General features: G+C 66.4%; 16 protein-coding genes and 1 tRNA gene. 7 read left to right on the top strand and 10 right to left on the bottom strand.

Annotation, left to right across the window (positions count from 1 at the left end; translation table 11 throughout):
• Window positions 1-119: 119 nt before the first annotated feature.
• The 3 genes from ACK4SE_RS06490 (at window position 120) to ACK4SE_RS06480 (ending at window position 1410) form a co-directional block, all read left to right on the top strand.
• On the top strand, window positions 120-575 hold the full coding sequence (locus tag ACK4SE_RS06490; protein WP_409690144.1) for a TIGR02300 family protein: 456 nt from the start codon (window positions 120-122) through the stop codon (window positions 573-575).
• A 116-nt stretch (window positions 576-691) separates the two neighbouring features.
• A tRNA-Ala gene (locus ACK4SE_RS06485) sits at window positions 692-767 on the top strand.
• An 82-nt stretch (window positions 768-849) separates the two neighbouring features.
• Window positions 850-1410, top strand: coding sequence for a lipocalin family protein (locus tag ACK4SE_RS06480; RefSeq protein ID WP_409690142.1), 561 nt, complete (start codon window positions 850-852; stop codon window positions 1408-1410).
• Window positions 1411-1419: 9 nt separating this feature from the next.
• Here the strand turns inward: ACK4SE_RS06480 and ACK4SE_RS06475 are convergent, their stop codons facing one another.
• The 5 genes from ACK4SE_RS06475 to ACK4SE_RS06455 all read right to left on the bottom strand — a co-directional run bounded on the left by ACK4SE_RS06475 (window position 1420) and on the right by ACK4SE_RS06455 (window position 7192).
• Window positions 1420-2481 carry an NAD(P)-dependent alcohol dehydrogenase gene (locus tag ACK4SE_RS06475; protein ID WP_409690140.1) on the bottom strand — a complete coding sequence of 354 codons (1062 nt, stop codon included), beginning with the start codon at window positions 2479-2481 and terminating at the stop codon, window positions 1420-1422.
• 56 nt (window positions 2482-2537) lie between these two features.
• A complete protein-coding gene (locus ACK4SE_RS06470) occupies window positions 2538-3287 on the bottom strand; it encodes a DUF72 domain-containing protein (protein WP_409690137.1) in 750 nt (249 codons plus the stop codon).
• A gap of 45 nt (window positions 3288-3332) precedes the next feature.
• Complete coding sequence (locus ACK4SE_RS06465) at window positions 3333-4946, bottom strand: ATP-binding protein (protein WP_409690135.1); 1614 nt, start codon at window positions 4944-4946, stop codon at window positions 3333-3335.
• 64 nt (window positions 4947-5010) lie between these two features.
• Window positions 5011-6378, bottom strand: coding sequence for a glutamate--cysteine ligase (locus tag ACK4SE_RS06460; RefSeq protein WP_409690133.1), 1368 nt, complete (start codon window positions 6376-6378; stop codon window positions 5011-5013).
• A gap of 64 nt (window positions 6379-6442) precedes the next feature.
• Window positions 6443-7192 (bottom strand): 16S rRNA (uracil(1498)-N(3))-methyltransferase, encoded by a 750-nt coding sequence (locus tag ACK4SE_RS06455; protein WP_409690131.1) that lies wholly within the window; start codon window positions 7190-7192, stop codon window positions 6443-6445.
• A gap of 52 nt (window positions 7193-7244) precedes the next feature.
• Here ACK4SE_RS06455 and ACK4SE_RS06450 point away from each other — a divergent pair, with 52 nt between their 5' ends.
• Entirely contained in the window at window positions 7245-7799 is a 555-nt protein-coding gene (locus ACK4SE_RS06450) for a DUF4334 domain-containing protein (RefSeq protein ID WP_409690128.1), read from the top strand.
• Here ACK4SE_RS06450 and ACK4SE_RS06445 read toward each other — a convergent pair.
• The 3 genes from ACK4SE_RS06445 to ACK4SE_RS06435 all read right to left on the bottom strand — a co-directional run bounded on the left by ACK4SE_RS06445 (window position 7768) and on the right by ACK4SE_RS06435 (window position 11363).
• Window positions 7768-8931 carry an acyl-CoA dehydrogenase family protein gene (locus ACK4SE_RS06445; protein ID WP_409690125.1) on the bottom strand — a complete coding sequence of 388 codons (1164 nt, stop codon included), beginning with the start codon at window positions 8929-8931 and terminating at the stop codon, window positions 7768-7770. The two genes, ACK4SE_RS06450 and ACK4SE_RS06445, sit on opposite strands and share 32 nt — an antisense overlap.
• A 155-nt stretch (window positions 8932-9086) precedes the next feature.
• Window positions 9087-10865 carry an acyl-CoA dehydrogenase C-terminal domain-containing protein gene (locus tag ACK4SE_RS06440; RefSeq protein ID WP_409690123.1) on the bottom strand — a complete coding sequence of 593 codons (1779 nt, stop codon included), beginning with the start codon at window positions 10863-10865 and terminating at the stop codon, window positions 9087-9089.
• A gap of 3 nt (window positions 10866-10868) precedes the next feature.
• A complete protein-coding gene (locus tag ACK4SE_RS06435; RefSeq protein ID WP_409690121.1) occupies window positions 10869-11363 on the bottom strand; it encodes a MerR family transcriptional regulator in 495 nt (164 codons plus the stop codon).
• Window positions 11364-11493: 130 nt separating this feature from the next.
• On the opposite strand from ACK4SE_RS06435, the gene ACK4SE_RS06430 reads away from it, so the two are divergent.
• Genes ACK4SE_RS06430 through ACK4SE_RS06420 form a run of 3 tightly spaced genes read left to right on the top strand, consistent with a single transcriptional unit; the run spans window position 11494 to window position 14036 of the window.
• Window positions 11494-11883 carry a hypothetical protein gene (locus tag ACK4SE_RS06430; protein WP_409690119.1) on the top strand — a complete coding sequence of 130 codons (390 nt, stop codon included), beginning with the start codon at window positions 11494-11496 and terminating at the stop codon, window positions 11881-11883.
• Between the two features lie 32 nt (window positions 11884-11915).
• Entirely contained in the window at window positions 11916-13442 is a 1527-nt protein-coding gene (putP, locus tag ACK4SE_RS06425) for a sodium/proline symporter PutP (RefSeq protein ID WP_409690116.1), read from the top strand.
• A gap of 45 nt (window positions 13443-13487) precedes the next feature.
• Complete coding sequence (locus ACK4SE_RS06420) at window positions 13488-14036, top strand: lipocalin family protein (RefSeq protein WP_409690113.1); 549 nt, start codon at window positions 13488-13490, stop codon at window positions 14034-14036.
• 3 nt (window positions 14037-14039) lie between these two features.
• Here the strand turns inward: ACK4SE_RS06420 and ACK4SE_RS06415 are convergent, their stop codons facing one another.
• Both ACK4SE_RS06415 and ACK4SE_RS06410 read right to left on the bottom strand, forming a co-directional pair.
• Window positions 14040-14801, bottom strand: coding sequence for an ABC transporter permease (locus ACK4SE_RS06415; RefSeq protein ID WP_409690110.1), 762 nt, complete (start codon window positions 14799-14801; stop codon window positions 14040-14042).
• Complete coding sequence (locus ACK4SE_RS06410) at window positions 14798-15751, bottom strand: ABC transporter ATP-binding protein (protein ID WP_409690108.1); 954 nt, start codon at window positions 15749-15751, stop codon at window positions 14798-14800. The genes ACK4SE_RS06415 and ACK4SE_RS06410 overlap by 4 nt, the downstream gene beginning before the upstream one ends.
• Window positions 15752-15788: the final 37 nt, after the last annotated feature.

Genomic DNA, 15788 nt, shown 5'->3' with positions numbered 1-15788 from the left:
ATTCCGTGGGTCGAATTGCAATCAGATGCGCCTGGCGCGGAATCCGCTTTTGACAGCGGCCTCCTGTGGTGGCAAGGGAGCCGCCCGAATTCAAATCGACCAACCGTAAGGCTCGAACCTTGGCCAATCCCGAACTGGGCGCGAAGCAACTCTGCCCCAACTGCCAGGCGAAGTTCTACGACCTGAACCGCCGCCCGGCCCACTGTCCCAAGTGCGACACCGAGTTCGACCCGGAAGAAGCCGTCAAGGCCCGGCGTGGCAAGGGCCGCACGACCTTCGTCGACGAGACCGAAGAAGATCAGGTCAAGGCCAAGCCCGCCGACGCGGACGAGGACGAGGAGGAGGAAGTCACCGCCCCCGAGATCGACCAGGGCGGCGATGAGCCCATCATCACGCCGGATGATGACGACGACGACTCCCCCGACGACGACGCTGGCATCACTGTCAGCGCCGGCGATGACGATGACGACGACGACATCAGTGATGACGACGATTCCGTGCCCTTCCTCGAAGACGAGGATGACGACTCCATCGACGGAGAAATCACCAAGGGCGCCAAGAAGGACGACGACTGAAATCAGGATAAAAAAATAGGCGGCGGAAGGGCTTGATCGCCCCATCGGCCTGACATAGGTTCCGCCGCCTTCGCCGCCCCCATCGATGATGGATGCGGCGGCCGACCGAAAGGTTCGGGGCTATAGCTCAGTTGGTAGAGCGCTTGAATGGCATTCAAGAGGTCAGCGGTTCGACTCCGCTTAGCTCCACCATAAACCCCTCGCCGTAACCCGGCGGGGGGTTTTCCATTTGGGGCCCCGGGAACCTGCTTTCAGGCCTGCCCGTTGGGCGCTCATGAACAGACGCCCCATTGTCCTCACCGCCATCGTCGGCGCCGCCCTGGCCCTGACGGCCTGTGCGAGCCTTCAGCGCGGCCCCGTCGGCAACGCCGCCGTGCCCCCGCCCGCCCGCCCGGTGGAACTGAACCGCTATGCGGGCCTCTGGTACGAGATCGGGCGCTACGAGAACGGGTTTCAACGGGACTGTGAAGGCACGACCGCCACCTACACAGTACGCAATGACGGCCTTGTCGGCGTGCTCAACGCCTGCCGCCAAGGCGGTCTGTCCGGTGAGCTGAAATCCATCGAGGGCCGCGCCAGGGTGGTGGAAGGCAGCGGCAACGCCCGGCTGAAGGTGTCGTTCTTCGGCCCGTTCTATTTCGGCGACTACTGGATTCTGGACCACGCCGACGATTACGCGTGGTCCATCGTGGGCGAGGGGTCGGGTCGCTACCTCTGGCTGCTGAGCCGCACGCCCCAACCCACCGCGGCTGTCCGGGCGCAGATTATGAACCGGGCCCGTGAGCTCGGCTATGACCTGTCGCTGGTTCGGCCCACCCTGCAGCCGTCGTCCTGACGGCGGTCGTTAGTTCATTTTCGCCATGTCGATGACGAAGCGGTAGCGCACGTCGGATTTCTCCATGCGCTCGTAGGCTTCATTGATCTGGTCGGGCGCGATCACCTCGATGTCGCACGCGAGGCCGTGCTCGGCGCAGAAGTCGAGCATCTCCTGGGTCTCGCGGATGCCGCCGATAAGCGACCCGGCCACCGCCCGGCGCCGCCACAGCAGACCCATGGCGTAGACCGGCAGGCCTTCAGTGGTCAGGCCCAGCATGACCATGGTGCCGTCCTTGGCCAGCAACTGGACGTGGCTGGCGATCTCGTGCGTGGCAGAGACGGTGTTGATGATCAGGTCGAAGCTCTCGCCCGCCGCCTGCATCGCCGCCTTGTCCGAGTTGATCAGGAAATGTTTGGCGCCCATGCGCTCGGCGTCGGCCTTCTTGCGGTCCGAGGTCGACAGGACGGTGACCTCCGCCCCCATGGCCGCGGCCTGTTTGACCGCCATATGGCCGAGGCCGCCCAGACCGATCACGGCGACCTTCGAGCCCGGTCCGACCTTCCAGTGGCGCAGGGGCGAATAGGTGGTGATGCCCGCGCACAGCAGGGGCGCGGCCGCGTCCAGCGGGATGCTGTCGGGAATGGTGACGACATAGTTCTGGTCGACCACAATGGCGCTGGAATAGCCGCCCTGGGTGATTTTCTGGCCGACGGCGGCGCCCTTGGGATCGGCCGAGCCATAGGTCTGGGTCATGCCGGGGACGCAATACTGCTCCTCGCCGTCGCGGCAGGGCTGGCACTGGCGGCAGCTGTCGACCATGCAGCCTACGCCGACCCGATCGCCGACCTTGAATCGGGCGACATTATCGCCGACCGCCGTCACCACGCCGGCGATCTCGTGACCCGGCACGATCGGGTAGGTCGTGTTGCCCAGATCGTTCTTCACGATGTGCAGGTCGGAGTGGCAGACGCCCGCGAACTTGATCTCGATAGCCACATCGTCAGGGCCGGGATCGCGCCGGTCGAAGCTGAAGGGCGAGAGCGGGGCGTCGCTCGACGTGGCGGCGAAGGCGCGGGTGGCGATGGGCATGGGTGTCTCCTGACAGATTCAGGTTAGGTGTGGTCTCCTCCGGTAATGCGCAACCGTCACGGGAGCCTTTCGATCAGGGCCATGGCGGCGGCCGGGTTTCTCACCTTCGCCCCGGCGATGAAATAGGCGAACACGTCGCCTGTCTTGCCCCAGCCCTTCACGCGGTCCGCCACGCTGTCCAGCTCCGCCGCGGTCATGCCTGCGGGCTCGTCCTCGCGGCTGGACATGAGGCGGGCATAGCGAAAATCGGCCGTGTCCTGGTCGAGGCGCGGCCACTCCGGCGCCTCATCATCCTCGGCGTAGACGATGGCCGCGCCGTACTTCGCCGCCAGGTCATGGAATTGCGGCACATCGAAACCGGGGTTCCGGACCTCCAGCGCGTGACGCAGGCGCAGGCCGTCCTTCTCCCTGGGCAAAAGCTTCAGAAAGCCCTCGAAATCCTCCGGGTCGAATTTCTTGGTGGCCATGAACTGCCAATTGATCGGACCCAGCTTGTCGCCCAGCTCGGTCAGGCCCTGGGCCAGGAAGCGGTCAAAGCTCTCGCCGCCTTCCGACAGAACCTTGCGATTGGTGCAGTAGCGGCTGGCCTTGACCGAAAAGACGAAACCGTCCGGCGTTTCGTCCCGCCACTTGCGCCAGCTGTCCGGCTTGAAGGTGGAATAGTAGGTGCCGTTGATCTCGATGGAGGTCAGTTTGGAGGCGGCGTATTCCAGCTCCCGCTTCTGGACCAGGCCGTCGGGATAGAACACGCCCCGCCACGGCTCATAGGTCCAGCCGCCGACGCCGATGTGGATGGCTCCGCTCATGACTGGTCCTGCTCCGTATTCCGCCGCATGGCGCGGCCGTTCGGATTATGGCGCAGTCTGTTCGCCCGCGCACCCTTGCGAGGTCACCGCCAGAATGCCCGCCAGCAGGGTCGCGGCGGTGATGGGCTTGGGCACATGGATGTCCGCCCCGGCCTCGCGGGACTGATCCCGATGCTCAGCCATGGCGTTGGCGCTCAGCATGACGATCGGGGTGGGGGCCGAACCCCGCTCGGCCTCCAGCCGCCGGATCTCGCGGGTGGCGGTCAGGCCATCCATGCCCGGCATCTGCATGTCCATGAGCACCACGTCGAAGCGGTCCGTGGCGAAGGCGATCACGGCCTGGGCGCCGTCCTCGGCGATGACCACCTCGGCGGCGTGGGCGCCCAGGATCAGCTGGACCACGCGCTGGTTGGTGGGATGGTCCTCGGCCAGCAGCACGCGCAGGGGCCGGTCCAGCCCGCCGCCGGTAAGGGTCGTGGTGCGTTCACGGGCGTCATAGTCGGCCAGCGATGCGGCCCGGCTCAGGGGGATCTCCACCTCGAACCGGCTGCCCGCGCCCGGGGTGGAGGCGGCGGCGATACGCCCGCCCATCATCTCCACCAGCGAGCGGCAGATGGACAGCCCCAGCCCGGTGCCGCCGAACCGGCGGGTGATGGTAGCGTCGGCCTGGTTGAAGCGGTCGAAGAGCCGCGCGGCGTGATCGGAATCAAAACCCACGCCGGTGTCCTCGACCGTGAACAGCACACGCGTGTCTCCGTCCTGCGGCTCCGCCACGGCGACGCTGACAGTGATCGCGCCCTGATGGGTGAATTTGACGGCGTTGGACAACAGATTGCCCAGCACCTGCCGGATGCGGGTGCTGTCGCCCACAAACATCCCGCGCGCATCCGGTGCACGCCGCACGACGAAATCCAGCCCCTTGTCCTCGGCCCGCAGACGCATGACGTCCAGCGGCGCGGCCAGGGCCTCTTCGAGGTCGAACGGGCGCGCCTCCAGATCCAGCTGCCCGGCCTCGATCTTGGACACGTCGAGGATGTCGGACACCAGCCGTTCCAGGGTCACACCGGACGAGGCGATCAGGGCGACCATCTCGGACTGGTCCGCAGACAGGGGCGTGCGCGACAGGGCGTCGACGATGCCGATGACCCCGTTCAGGGGCGTGCGGATCTCGTGGCTCATATTGGCGAGAAAGTCTGACTTGGCGCGGCTGGCCGCCTCGGCGGCGGCCTTGGCCTCGATCAGGTCGCGCTCGGCGGCGACCTTGTCGGTCACGTCGCGCGCAACGGCATAGATGCGGTCGCCATGCCGCTGGGCGCGCCACTCCAGGGTGACGTAGTGGCCCTGCTTGTGCCGATAGCGGTTGACCTGGCCCAGCACCGGGTCGCCGGGCCGGCGGGTCTCGACCTCGACGATGCTGTGCCGGGTGGCGGCCAGATCGTCGGGATGGATCAGGCGCAGCAAGCCCTGGCCCTCAATCTCGTCGGGACGATAGCCCAGTACAGCCCGCCAGGAGGCGCTGGCCTTGACCACCGTGCCGTCCAGATCGCGCACCACCAGCAGGTCCAGCGACACATCGAAGAAGGTGCCCAGGTCGACCCCGGACGACGCCCCGCCTGCGTCGTTCGGACGAGGGGAAGCTTCGAGCGGCTGGCAGGTCATGGGCGAACTCTCTGGGCGAACTGTGTCCAGCTTGACCATGACCCGTTAAGGGCAGGTTTCGCCCTCAGTACGCCTGTTCCGCATAGACTTGGCCGATGTCGCCGTTCCAGCGGCCATGATAAGCCTCCAGCAGACGCTCGGCCGGGGTGACGCCGCTTTCGGCGATGTCCTCAAGCTCGGCCAGATAGCCGCGCTCGTCCACCATGCCGCCGGAAAAGCGCGCGCGGTTCTTCAGGCCCTGACGCGCGATGGCGACCATGTCCTTCGCCACCTCCTGAACCGTGCGGCCCGCCACCTCGGCCTTAAGCCCAAGACGGGTGACATCGCGGCGCAGGCGCTCGTGATCGGTGATGTCCCAGTCCTTACAGAGGTCCCAGGCCGCCGCCAGAGATGGCGCGTCGTACAGCACTCCCGCCCACAGGGCCGGCAGGGCGCAGATGCGGCTCCATGGCCCGCCGTCGGCGCCGCGCATCTCCAGATACTGTTTCAGCCGCACCTCGGGGAACAGGGTGGTCAGGTGGTCGGTCCAGTCCTTGAGGGTCGGGGCAGCGCCCGGCAGGGCCGGCAACTCGCCCTTCAGGAAGGCCCGGAACGACTGGCCCGAGGCATCCACATACCGGCCGTCGCGCTTGACGAAATACATGGGGGTGTCCAGCGCGTACGCCGCATAGGTCTCGAAGCCGAAGCCGTCGGCGAACACGAAATCCAGCATACCGGTGCGGTCCGGATCGGTGTCGGTCCAGACATTGGCGCGTGCGGACAGGAAGCCGTTAGGCTTGCCCTCGGTGAACGGGCTGTTGGCGAACAGGGCCGTGGCGATGGGCTGCAGCGCCAGCGACGCGCGGAACTTCATCACCATGTCGGCTTCGGACTCGAAGTCCATGTTCGCCTGGATGGTGCAGGTGCGCAGCATCATGTCCAGGCCCAGGCTTCCCACCTTGGGCATGTAGGCGCGCATGATGTCATAGCGGCCCTTGGGCATGACGGGGATGTCGGCGCGGGTCCACAAGGGGTCGAAACCCAGGCCCAGGAATCCCAGACCCAGTTCGTCGGCCACCATCTTGACCTCGACCAGATGCTGGCCGGTCTCCGAACAGATGTCGTGGATGTCCTTCAGCGGCGCGCCCGACAGCTCGAACTGGCCGCCCGGCTCCAGGCTGACCGAGGCGGCATAGCCCTCGGTGTTCTTCTTCTCCAGGGCGATCACATGGCCGCCTTCCTCGACGGGCGCCCAGCCGAAGCGGGTCAGGCCCATCAGCATGGCGCGGATGCCCGACGGCCCCTCATAGTCCGGACGGCCGAAGCCATCCTTCAGGAAGCCGAACTTCTCGTGCTCGGCGCCGATGCGCCACTGGTCCCTGGGCTTCACGCCCTCGGCCAGAAAACCCGCCATGGTCTCAAGCGTCAGCGGCTCGTTCGCGTCGTCGGCCATGGTCGGTCGCCCCTTCGCCGCATCGCGGCCTGTCGCGGCTAGATGGGCGGGCTGAGGCGAATGCTCAAGCCCCTTGTGTCCAGCTGGTCGTGTGCGCGCCCTTCCAGTCGCCCCACGCGGCCTGCCACAGGGTCATGGCGGCTATGGCGGCGGTGTCGGCGCGCAGGACCCGGGGGCCCAGCGACACGGGTGTGGCGAAGGGCAGGGCCAGCAGGCGCTCGCGCTCATCCGGCGAGAACCCGCCCTCGGGCCCGATCAGGATGGACCAGGGCGCGTCCGCGGCGTGGGCCAGGGCCTCAAGGGCCGGCGGGCCGCCCCGTTCGTCGCAGAACATCAGCCGGCGTCCTTCAGGCCAGCCGTCCAGCAGGGCGTCCAGCTTCTTCGGATCGTGGATCTCGGGCACATCCAGACGGCCGGTCTGTTCGGCGGCTTCCTCGGCGATGGTGTCCAGCCGGTCCATGCGCAGCCGCTCGGCATTGGTGTAGCGGGTCAAGGTCAGCCGCACCCGCCGCGCGCCCAGCTCGGCGGCCTTCTCCACCACCGTCTCGACCCGCGCCTTCTTCACCACCGCCAGGATCAGGTCCAGGTCCGGCCCGAAGGTTTGCGGCCGCAGCTGTTCCTCCGCCTTCAGCACGCAGCCCCGCTTGAGCACCTCGGCCACCGTCGCCCGCCATTCGCCGTCGCGGCCGTTGAACACCAGCAGGTCGTCGCCCCCCTTCAGCCGCATCACCTGGGTCAGGTAGCGGGCCTGCTCGAGGGTCAGCGCGACGGCGGCGCCGGGGGACAGGTCTGAGCGGACATGAAGACGGATCATGCCGTGTTCTAGATCGTTATGGGGATACTGTTCCACCGTCCCGGAGATCGCCATGCCCCGATTGCAGCAATGGGCCGCCGAGGGCTGGACCCCAGAGGCGGGTCTGGCCTTCTTCGACAGTCTTGCCGCCGTCCGTCCCGAAGACATGACGGGGGAGTGGCGCGGGACCGAACTGCCCAGCGGCCACCCGCTGGACGGACTGCTGGCGTCCCATGGCTGGTACGGCAAGCGGTTCACCGACCGCGACCGGGTCGATCCGCTGCTGTTCATGGATGCGGGCGCTGTCCGGGCGGTGGATCCGGCCCGGCTGCCCCTCGGCCTGGCCTTGGCCCTCCCGCGCATCGCGCGAACGAGCGCGGCCCAGGGCTTCTTTCGCCTGCTGCTGCCTGTGCTGGCGACCAGTCGACCCGGGGCCCGCGTGCGCTCCATGGAGCACCGGGGCCTGATCTCGGCGGCCATGATCTATGACGACCAGCCTATCATCGATCACTTCCGCCGGGTGGACGACGACCGGCTTCTGGGTCTGATGGACCTGCGGCCGACCCCGGCCCCGTTCTTCTTCCTGCTGACGCGGACTACAGCGTCCGGGCGATCAGCAGCTTCATGATCTCATTGGTCCCGCCGTAGATGCGCTGGACGCGGGCGTCCTTGTACAGCTGGGCGATGGGATATTCGGTCATGTAGCCGTAGCCGCCGTGCAGCTGCAGCATCTCGTCGATGGTCTCGCCCTGGATGTCGGTGACCCAGTATTTGGCCATGGAGGCGGTGGCGGCGTCCAGCTGGCCCTTCAGGTGCAGGCCGATGCAGTGGTTTACGAACACCCGCGCCACGGTCAGCTTGGTCTTGACCTCAGCCAGCTTGAACTGGGTGTTCTGGAAGTCGATGACCCGCTTGCCGAACGCCTTGCGCTCCTTGACGTAGGCGAGGGTCTCTTTCAGCCCGCGCTCGGCCGCCGCGACGCCCTGCACCGCGATGTTCAGGCGCTCCTGGGGCAGCTGCTCCATCAGGTGATAGAAGCCGCGCCCTTCCGCCTCGCCGATGATGTTCTCCACCGGCACCTTCACGTCGTTGAAGAACAGCTCGGAGGTGTCGTTGGCCTCCATGCCGATCTTGTGCAGGTTGCGGCCGCGCTCGAAGCCCTCAAGCCCCTCGGTCTCCACCACCACGAGGCTGATGCCCTTGGCGCCCTCGGCCGGATCGGTCTTGGCCACCACGATGATGAAATTGGCAAGCTGGCCGTTGGTGATGAAGGTCTTGGAGCCGTTCAGGACGTAGTGGTCGCCCTTCCTGATGGCCGTCGTCTTGACGCCCTGCAGGTCCGATCCCGCGCCGGGCTCGGTCATGGCGATGGCGCCCACCAGTTCGCCCGAGGCCAGTTTGGGCAGCCAGCGCCCCTTCTGCTCGTCGGAGCCGTAGTGGGCCACATAGGGGGCGACGATGGCGTTGTGCAGCGAGATGCCGAAATGGTCCGCGCCCTTCCAGCCCAGTTGCTCCATCAGCACCACTTCATGGCGATAGTCGCCGCCCATGCCGCCCCATTCCTCGGGCATGGACAGATTCAGCAGCCCCGCTTCCCCGGCCCGGGTCCACAGGTCGCGCGGCACCGACGAGGCCGCGATCCACTCAGCCATCTTCTCGGGCCCGGCGTGTTCGTCGATCCACTTGCCGACGCTGTCGGAGAAGAGGGTGATCTCCTCTTCGGCCATGAAGTCAGGGGCGGGAATGTTGAGGATGTTCATTCAGCTAATCCGTCATCCTCGGGCTTGTCCCGAGGACCCACGGGTCCGCTGCACGTGCGGTCGGGGGGAGGTGATCGATCGGACCATCGGCAGCCTGTCGTGCGACTGAACAATGGGTCCTCGGGACAAGCCCGAGGATGACGGTTTCAAGAGGATCAGAACGCCTCCGCCGGAAGCGCCATCAGCACGTCCGAGCCGGTCTTGAGCTTCTTCAGGTGCGCCTCGGCGTCGGGCAGGATGCGCTCGACGAAGTAGCGGCCCACGGCCAGCTTGTTGGCGTAGAACGGGTCGCTGTCGCCCGCCTTCTTCTGCGCCGCCACGGCCATCTGGGCCCAGACATAGGCCATCGCGGTCAGTCCGAAGATGTGCAGGTAGTCGGTGGAGGCCGCGCCCGCGTTGTCCGGGTTCTGCATGCCGTTCTGCATCAGCCACATGGTGGCTTCCTGCAGGTTCTTCTTTGCGGCGGCCAGACCATCGATGAAGGGCTTTGTCGCCTCGTCTCCGCCATTCTCGCCCACGAAGGCGTCGATGTCGGCGAACCAGCTCATGACCGCGCGCCCGCCGTTGGCCGGCAGCTTGCGGCCCACCAGATCCAGCGCCTGAATGCCGTTGGCGCCTTCATAGATCATGGTGATGCGCGCATCGCGCAGGGACTGGGACGCCGTGAAGTGTTCGGTGTAGCCCGAGCCTCCGTGCACCTGCATGGCCAGGCTGGCCACATGGAAGCCGCGGTCGGTCAGGAACGCCTTCACCACGGGCGTGATCAGGCCCATGTAGTCCCGGGCCTTGGTGGCGACGGCCTCGTCCTCGGACTCCTGCAGATCGGCCTGCAGGGCGGTCCACAGGATGAAGGCCCGGCCGCCCTCGATATAGGCCTTGGACTCCAGCAGCATGCGCCGCACGTCCGGGTGCACGATGATCGGGTCGGCGGGGCCGTCCGGGTTCTTGGGGCCCGTCAGGCTGCGGCCCTGCAGGCGGTCCTTGGCGAACTCCACTGCGGCCTGAAGGGCGGCGTCGCCGATGGCCTGGCCCTGCAGGCCCGTGCCCAGTCGCGCCTCGTTCATCATCACGAACATGGCGGGCATGCCGCGGTTCTCTTCGCCCACGAGCCAGCCCCTGGCGTTCTCGTAGGCCATCACGCAGGTGGCGTTGCCGTGGATGCCCATCTTGTGCTCGAGCCCGGCGCACTGGACGCCTTCGTTGCGCTCGCCCAGCGAGCCGTCATCATTGACGAACACCTTGGGCACCACGAACAGGCTGATGCCCTTGATGCCGGCAGGCGCGCCCTCGATGCGGGCCAGCACCAGATGGATGATGTTGTCGGTGAAATCGTGCTCGCCCGACGAGATCCAGATCTTCTGGCCCGTGATCGAATAGCTGCCGTCGCCGTTGGGGACGGCCTTGGTGCGGATCAGGCCCAGGTCCGTGCCGCACTGGGGCTCGGTCAGGTTCATGGTGCCGCCCCACTCGCCAGTGGCGAGCTTCGGCAGGTAGCGGTCCTTGAGGACGTCCGAGCCGTTGGCGTGCAGCCCCGCATAGGCGCCTGCCGTCAGGCCCGGGTACATGCTGAACGCCGGGCTCGCCGCCGCCGTCATCTGGCCGACGGCCATGGACACCACGGCAGGCATGCCCTGGCCGCCATACTGGGTATGGGCCTGCAGGGCCGGCCAGCCGGCCTCGACCATCTGCTTGTAGGCTTCCTTCCAGCCGGGCGGGCCCGTGACGACGCCGTCTTTCCATTCACAGCCGTGCTGGTCGCCGGCGCGGTTGATCGGGGCGATCACCTCCTCGGCGAATTTGGCGCCTTCCTCGAGGATCTGGCCCACCAGATCGGAGGACACATCCTCGAAGCCGGGCTGGTTTTCGTAGCGGTCGATCTCCAGCACCTCGTTCAGGATGAACTGGAAATCGCGGACGGGCGCTTTGTAGGCCATGGGTCAGGCTCTCGCTTTGAAGAAATCTTGATCGTCGTCGTGATGGTGATGATTGAGCCGGGCGCGCAGGGCGGACTCATAGTCCTCGGCGCCGGGCAGGAGATCGGGCCGGTGTTCGGACAGCCGCTTCTCCATGGCCTCGCAGGCCCCTTCGGCCACCTTGATGGCCTCGTCCAGATCTTCGCGCTGGCGCTTCAGCGCCTCGACCTGGGCCCGGTGGCGGGGCAGGGCGACCGCCATCTGGTGGACGTTGTGATCCTTGCGGTCATACAGGTCGATCATCTCCTGAATCTCGGCCAGGGTGAAGCCGATGCGGCGGCCGCGCAGGATCAGCTTCAGCCGCGCCCGGTCCTTGGCGTCATAGACCCGCGTCTGGCCCCGGCGAGCCGGGGACAGCATGCCCTTGTCCTCATAGAAACGCAGGGCGCGCGCCGTAGCCCCGAACTCGCGGCAGAGCTGGCGGATCGAATAGGTGCGGTGATCGTCTGCGGACGCCATGTCCCATTCATAACTTGACGTGTGCGTAAAGGGAAGCTTTTTCCGCCGCGACCCCTGTTGTCCAAGCCTTAACCGACGTGCGCGATCCTGCGTCTGGCGGCCATCGGGCCGCGTTCACGGGAGGGGCGTCATGGCGTCCACGATGACTTCCAGCTACCGGCGCGTCCGCGATCATTTCGAGCCGCAGGACATCAGCCCGGAAGACCAGCGCCGCCTGCGCGGCCAGCTGGAGCAGATCGACTACGCCGCCTTCATCTCCAATCGCGAGCTGATCGGGCGCACGCTCGGTCAGACCGACATGGCGGCGTTCCAACGTCTCGCTATTGCGGCCGCGAATGCGCGGGGGGCATGGGTCGCGGAAGCGCTCCGTCTGACCGCTTCGGGTCAGGCCGTCAGCGCCGATCAGGCGGCCCGGCTGGGCGAGATGCGCAAGGTTTTCGAAGAGCTCAGCGAAGCCTACGAGGGGATGCGGCGCATGGTCGAGCGTGGCTATCTGACGCCCCCGACCGCTCAGGGCTGAGACAGGCCGCGCCGGCCGTTTGAAGCATTGCCGTGGGGCTGCTACCCCTCTCGGCCATGGAAACCGGCACGCTGATCACCCTCGCCCTGTATTTCATCCTCATGCTGGGCATCGGGCTGTACGCCTTCAAGCGCTCCACCAGCGACGTGTCCGGTTACATGCTGGGCGGCAGGAAGCTGGGTCCGGCGGTGACATCCCTCTCGGCGGGAGCCTCGGACATGTCCGGCTGGATGTTGCTGGGCCTGCCGGGCGCCATGTTCGTTTCCGGCCTGTCCGCGTCCTGGATCGCCATCGGCCTGTTCATCGGCGCCTTCGCCAACTACCTGCTCGTGGCCCCGCGGCTGCGCGTCTACACAGAGCTGGCCAGTGACGCGATCACCATCCCCGACTACTTCGAGAAGCGGTTCGAGGACCGGTCGCGCCTGCTCAGGGTGATCTCCTCGGTGGTGATCGTGGTGTTCTTCACCCTGTACACCTCATCCGGCCTCGTGGCCGGTGGGAAGCTCTTCGACAGCGCCTTCGGGGTCGACTACGCTTGGGGTCTGTGGGTCACCGCCGGCGTGGTGGTGGCCTATACCCTGTTCGGCGGCTTCATGGCCGTCAGCCTGACCGACTTCGTCCAGGGCTGCATCATGTTCGTGGCCCTGATCCTGGTGCCTGTCGTGGCCCTGACCGACGTGGGCGGGGTGGGCGGCCTGACCGAGACCGTGCGCGGCGTCGACCCGGCCCTGCTCGGGCTTCTCACCGGGACCAGCCTGATCGGGATCATATCCGCCCTGTCCTGGGGGCTGGGCTATTTCGGCCAGCCGCACATCATCGTGCGCTTCATGGCCATCCGCTCGGTCAAGGACATACCCGCAGCCCGCAATATCGGCATGACATGGATGGCCGTGACCATCATCGGCGCCCTGGCCACCGGCCTGACAGGTCTGGCCTACGCCACCAACAACGGCATCGAGGTCACCGATCCCGAGACCATCTTCATCATTCTGTCCGACGTGCTGTTCCACCCGCTGGTGACGGGCTTCCTGCTGGCGGCCATTCTGGCGGCGATCATGAGCACCATCTCGTCCCAGCTGCTGGTGTCTTCCAGCTCCCTGACCGAGGACTTCTACGGCGTCTTCTTCCGCCGCAACGCCAGCCAGAGGGAGCTGGTGACGGTCGGCCGTCTGGCGGTGGTGCTGGTGTCCCTGGTGGCCATCTATCTGGCCTACGATCCGAACAGCAATGTCCTGACTCTGGTGTCCAACGCCTGGGCCGGCTTCGGCGCCGCCTTCGGGCCGCTGGTGATCCTCAGCCTGATGTGGCGCCGCGTCACCCGCAACGGCGCCCTGGCCGGCATGATCGTCGGCGCGGTGACGGTGCTGTTCTGGGTCTTCGCGCCGGTCCTGCCGGGTGGCGAGGCCCTGACCACGGTCATCTACGAGATCGTGCCCGGCTTCATCCTGGCGACCCTGACCACCGTGATCGTCAGCCTGATGGGGCGTCCGCCCGACAGCGTCGTGGCCACTTTCGACCAGGCCAAAGCCGAACTACAGGCCGCCCGCTCATCCGGGTGAGGCGCGGCCCCGTAGCTGGGAGCGACCCCAGCCCTGGAGCCCCCCATGCCCGTCTTCCGCCTGATCGCCGCAGCCGCCCTGATCCTGGCTCTCGCCGGATGCGCCAGCCTCAGCGGCGCCGGCTCCGGCCCCGGCGCGCCTCAGCCGCTGAAGCCCATCGACGCCGAGCGCTTCTATTCCGGCCGCTGGCTGGAAGTGGGCCGCCTGCCCATGGACATCACCGAGGGCTGCGTCGCCGCCGCCACCGCCTATGCGCTGCGCGACGACGGGAAGGTGGATGTGCGTGACACCTGCCGGGTGGACACGCCCGAGGGTCGCGAGCGCGCCATCTCCGGCGTGGGAACCTTTGTCGATCCGGGAACCAACGCCAAACTTCGCGTCCGCTACCTGTGGCTGGTGGTCTGGGAATACTGGGTGCTGGACCGGGCCGACGACTACAGCTGGTTCATCTCCTCGGATCCGTCTTTCGACAAGCTGTTCATCTACACCCGCGAGGTCCCGACCCAGGCGCAACTGGACGCCCTGGTCCGGCGGGCTGGCGAACTGGGCTACGACACGTCGCGACTGGAGTTTCCCGAGCCGCTGCCGAACTGATCGTTAGCTCTTCAGCCGATATCCGGTCCTGAAGATCCAGGCCACAATCGCCAGGCAGATGGCGAAGAAGCAAAGAGTCGCCGCCAGGCTGATGCCGATGTTCACGTCCGAGGTGCCGAAGAAGCTCCAGCGGAACCCTGAGATCAGATAGACCACCGGATTGAACAGGCTGATGGTGCGCCACACGCCGGGCAGCATGTCGATGGAATAGAACGATCCGCCCAGGAAGGTCAGCGGCGTGATCACCAGCATGGGAATGAACTGCAGCTGTTCAAACCCCTGGGCCCAGATGCCGATGATGAAGCCGAACAGGCTGAACGTCACCGCCGTCAGCACCAGAAAGGTGATCATGGTCAGGGGGTGCAGCACCTCGAGCGGCACGAACAGCCGCGCGGTGGCCAGGATGATGACGCCCAGGATGATCGACTTGGTGGCCGCAGCGCCCACATAGGCGATGACGATCTCGATGTAGCTGACCGGCGCTGACAGGATCTCGTAGATGGTGCCGGTGAATTTCGGGAAATAGATGCCGAAGGAGGCATTGAAGATCGACTGGGTGAACAGGCTCAGCATCACCAGCCCGGGCACGATGAAGGCGCCGTAGGGCACGCCGTTCACCTCGGTCATGGCCGAGCCGATGGCGGCGCCGAACACCACGAAATACAGCGAGGTGGTGATCACCGGGGTGACGATGCTCTGCCACACGGTGCGCAGGGCGCGGGCCATCTCGAACCGGTAGATGGCCCAGATTCCATAGCCGTTCATCGCGCGGCCTCCTGTTTGGGCGCATCGCGCGCGCTGTCGTGCACCAGTCCCACGAAGATGTCCTCAAGCGAGCTCTGGCGGGTGTTCAGATCCTTGAAGCCGATGCCCATGTCGCTGAGCTTGCGCAGCAGGCTGGGCACCCCGGTGCGTTCGGCGTTGGCGTCGAAGACGTATTCCAGCTCGGCCCCGTCCGCCTTCAGCGCCAGCGCCCACTCCGACAGCTCCGGCGGGATCGCGGTCATCGGCTCCTGAAGGTTCAGGGTCAGCTGCTTCTTGCCCAGCTTCTTCATCAGGGCGGTCTTCTCCTCGACCAGGATCAGTTCGCCCCTGGAAATGACCCCCACCCGGTCGGCCATTTCTTCGGCCTCCTCGATGTAGTGGGTGGTCAGGATGATGGTCACGCCCTTCTCACGCAGGCCCCGGACCAGGTTCCACATGTCGCGGCGCAGCTCCACGTCCACGCCCGCGGTGGGCTCGTCCAGAAACAGGATTTCCGGCTCATGGCTCAGCGCCTTGGCGATCATCACACGGCGCTTCATGCCGCCCGACAGGGTCATGATCTTGGCGTCCTTCTTGTCCCACAGGCTCAGGTCGCGAAGAATCTGCTCGATCAGGGCCGGGTTCGGCGCCTTGCCGAACAGGCCGCGGCTGAAGGTGACGGTGGCGAGAACCGTCTCGAAGGCGTCGGTGGTCAGCTCCTGGGGCACCAGGCCGATCATGGATCGGGCCTTGCGATAGTCCTTCTGGATGTCGAAGCCGCCGGCGCTCACCGTGCCCGTCGTCGCATTGACGATGCCGCAGACGATGCTGATCAGGGTGGTCTTGCCCGCGCCGTTGGGGCCCAGCAGGGCGAAGATCTCGCCCTTGGCGATCTCCAGATCCACGCGCTTCAGGGCCTGATGACCGCCGGCGTAGGTCTTGGTGAGGCCGGATATGGATACGGCGGACATGAATCCCGGCCCCCTAAGCTGTGCGGTCCCGACAAGA

It is taken from the genome of Brevundimonas sp. (assembly GCF_046293315.1).
Taxonomy (GTDB): Bacteria; Pseudomonadota; Alphaproteobacteria; order Caulobacterales; family Caulobacteraceae; genus Brevundimonas.
This window is presented reverse-complemented; position numbering and strand designations above follow the sequence as displayed.

Coding starts and splice junctions, on each gene's coding strand:
- ACK4SE_RS06450 (WP_409690128.1), top strand. CDS start 7,245: ATGCCCCGATTGCAGCAATGGGCCGCCGAGGGCTGGACCCCAGAGGCG.
- ACK4SE_RS06445 (WP_409690125.1), bottom strand. CDS start 8,931: ATGAACATCCTCAACATTCCCGCCCCTGACTTCATGGCCGAAGAGGAG.
- ACK4SE_RS06475 (WP_409690140.1), bottom strand. CDS start 2,481: ATGCCCATCGCCACCCGCGCCTTCGCCGCCACGTCGAGCGACGCCCCG.
- ACK4SE_RS06455 (WP_409690131.1), bottom strand. CDS start 7,192: ATGATCCGTCTTCATGTCCGCTCAGACCTGTCCCCCGGCGCCGCCGTC.
- ACK4SE_RS06480 (WP_409690142.1), top strand. CDS start 850: ATGAACAGACGCCCCATTGTCCTCACCGCCATCGTCGGCGCCGCCCTG.
- ACK4SE_RS06440 (WP_409690123.1), bottom strand. CDS start 10,865: ATGGCCTACAAAGCGCCCGTCCGCGATTTCCAGTTCATCCTGAACGAG.
- ACK4SE_RS06410 (WP_409690108.1), bottom strand. CDS start 15,751: ATGTCCGCCGTATCCATATCCGGCCTCACCAAGACCTACGCCGGCGGT.
- ACK4SE_RS06415 (WP_409690110.1), bottom strand. CDS start 14,801: ATGAACGGCTATGGAATCTGGGCCATCTACCGGTTCGAGATGGCCCGC.
- ACK4SE_RS06435 (WP_409690121.1), bottom strand. CDS start 11,363: ATGGCGTCCGCAGACGATCACCGCACCTATTCGATCCGCCAGCTCTGC.
- ACK4SE_RS06465 (WP_409690135.1), bottom strand. CDS start 4,946: ATGACCTGCCAGCCGCTCGAAGCTTCCCCTCGTCCGAACGACGCAGGC.
- ACK4SE_RS06420 (WP_409690113.1), top strand. CDS start 13,488: ATGCCCGTCTTCCGCCTGATCGCCGCAGCCGCCCTGATCCTGGCTCTC.
- ACK4SE_RS06460 (WP_409690133.1), bottom strand. CDS start 6,378: ATGGCCGACGACGCGAACGAGCCGCTGACGCTTGAGACCATGGCGGGT.
- ACK4SE_RS06430 (WP_409690119.1), top strand. CDS start 11,494: ATGGCGTCCACGATGACTTCCAGCTACCGGCGCGTCCGCGATCATTTC.
- ACK4SE_RS06470 (WP_409690137.1), bottom strand. CDS start 3,287: ATGAGCGGAGCCATCCACATCGGCGTCGGCGGCTGGACCTATGAGCCG.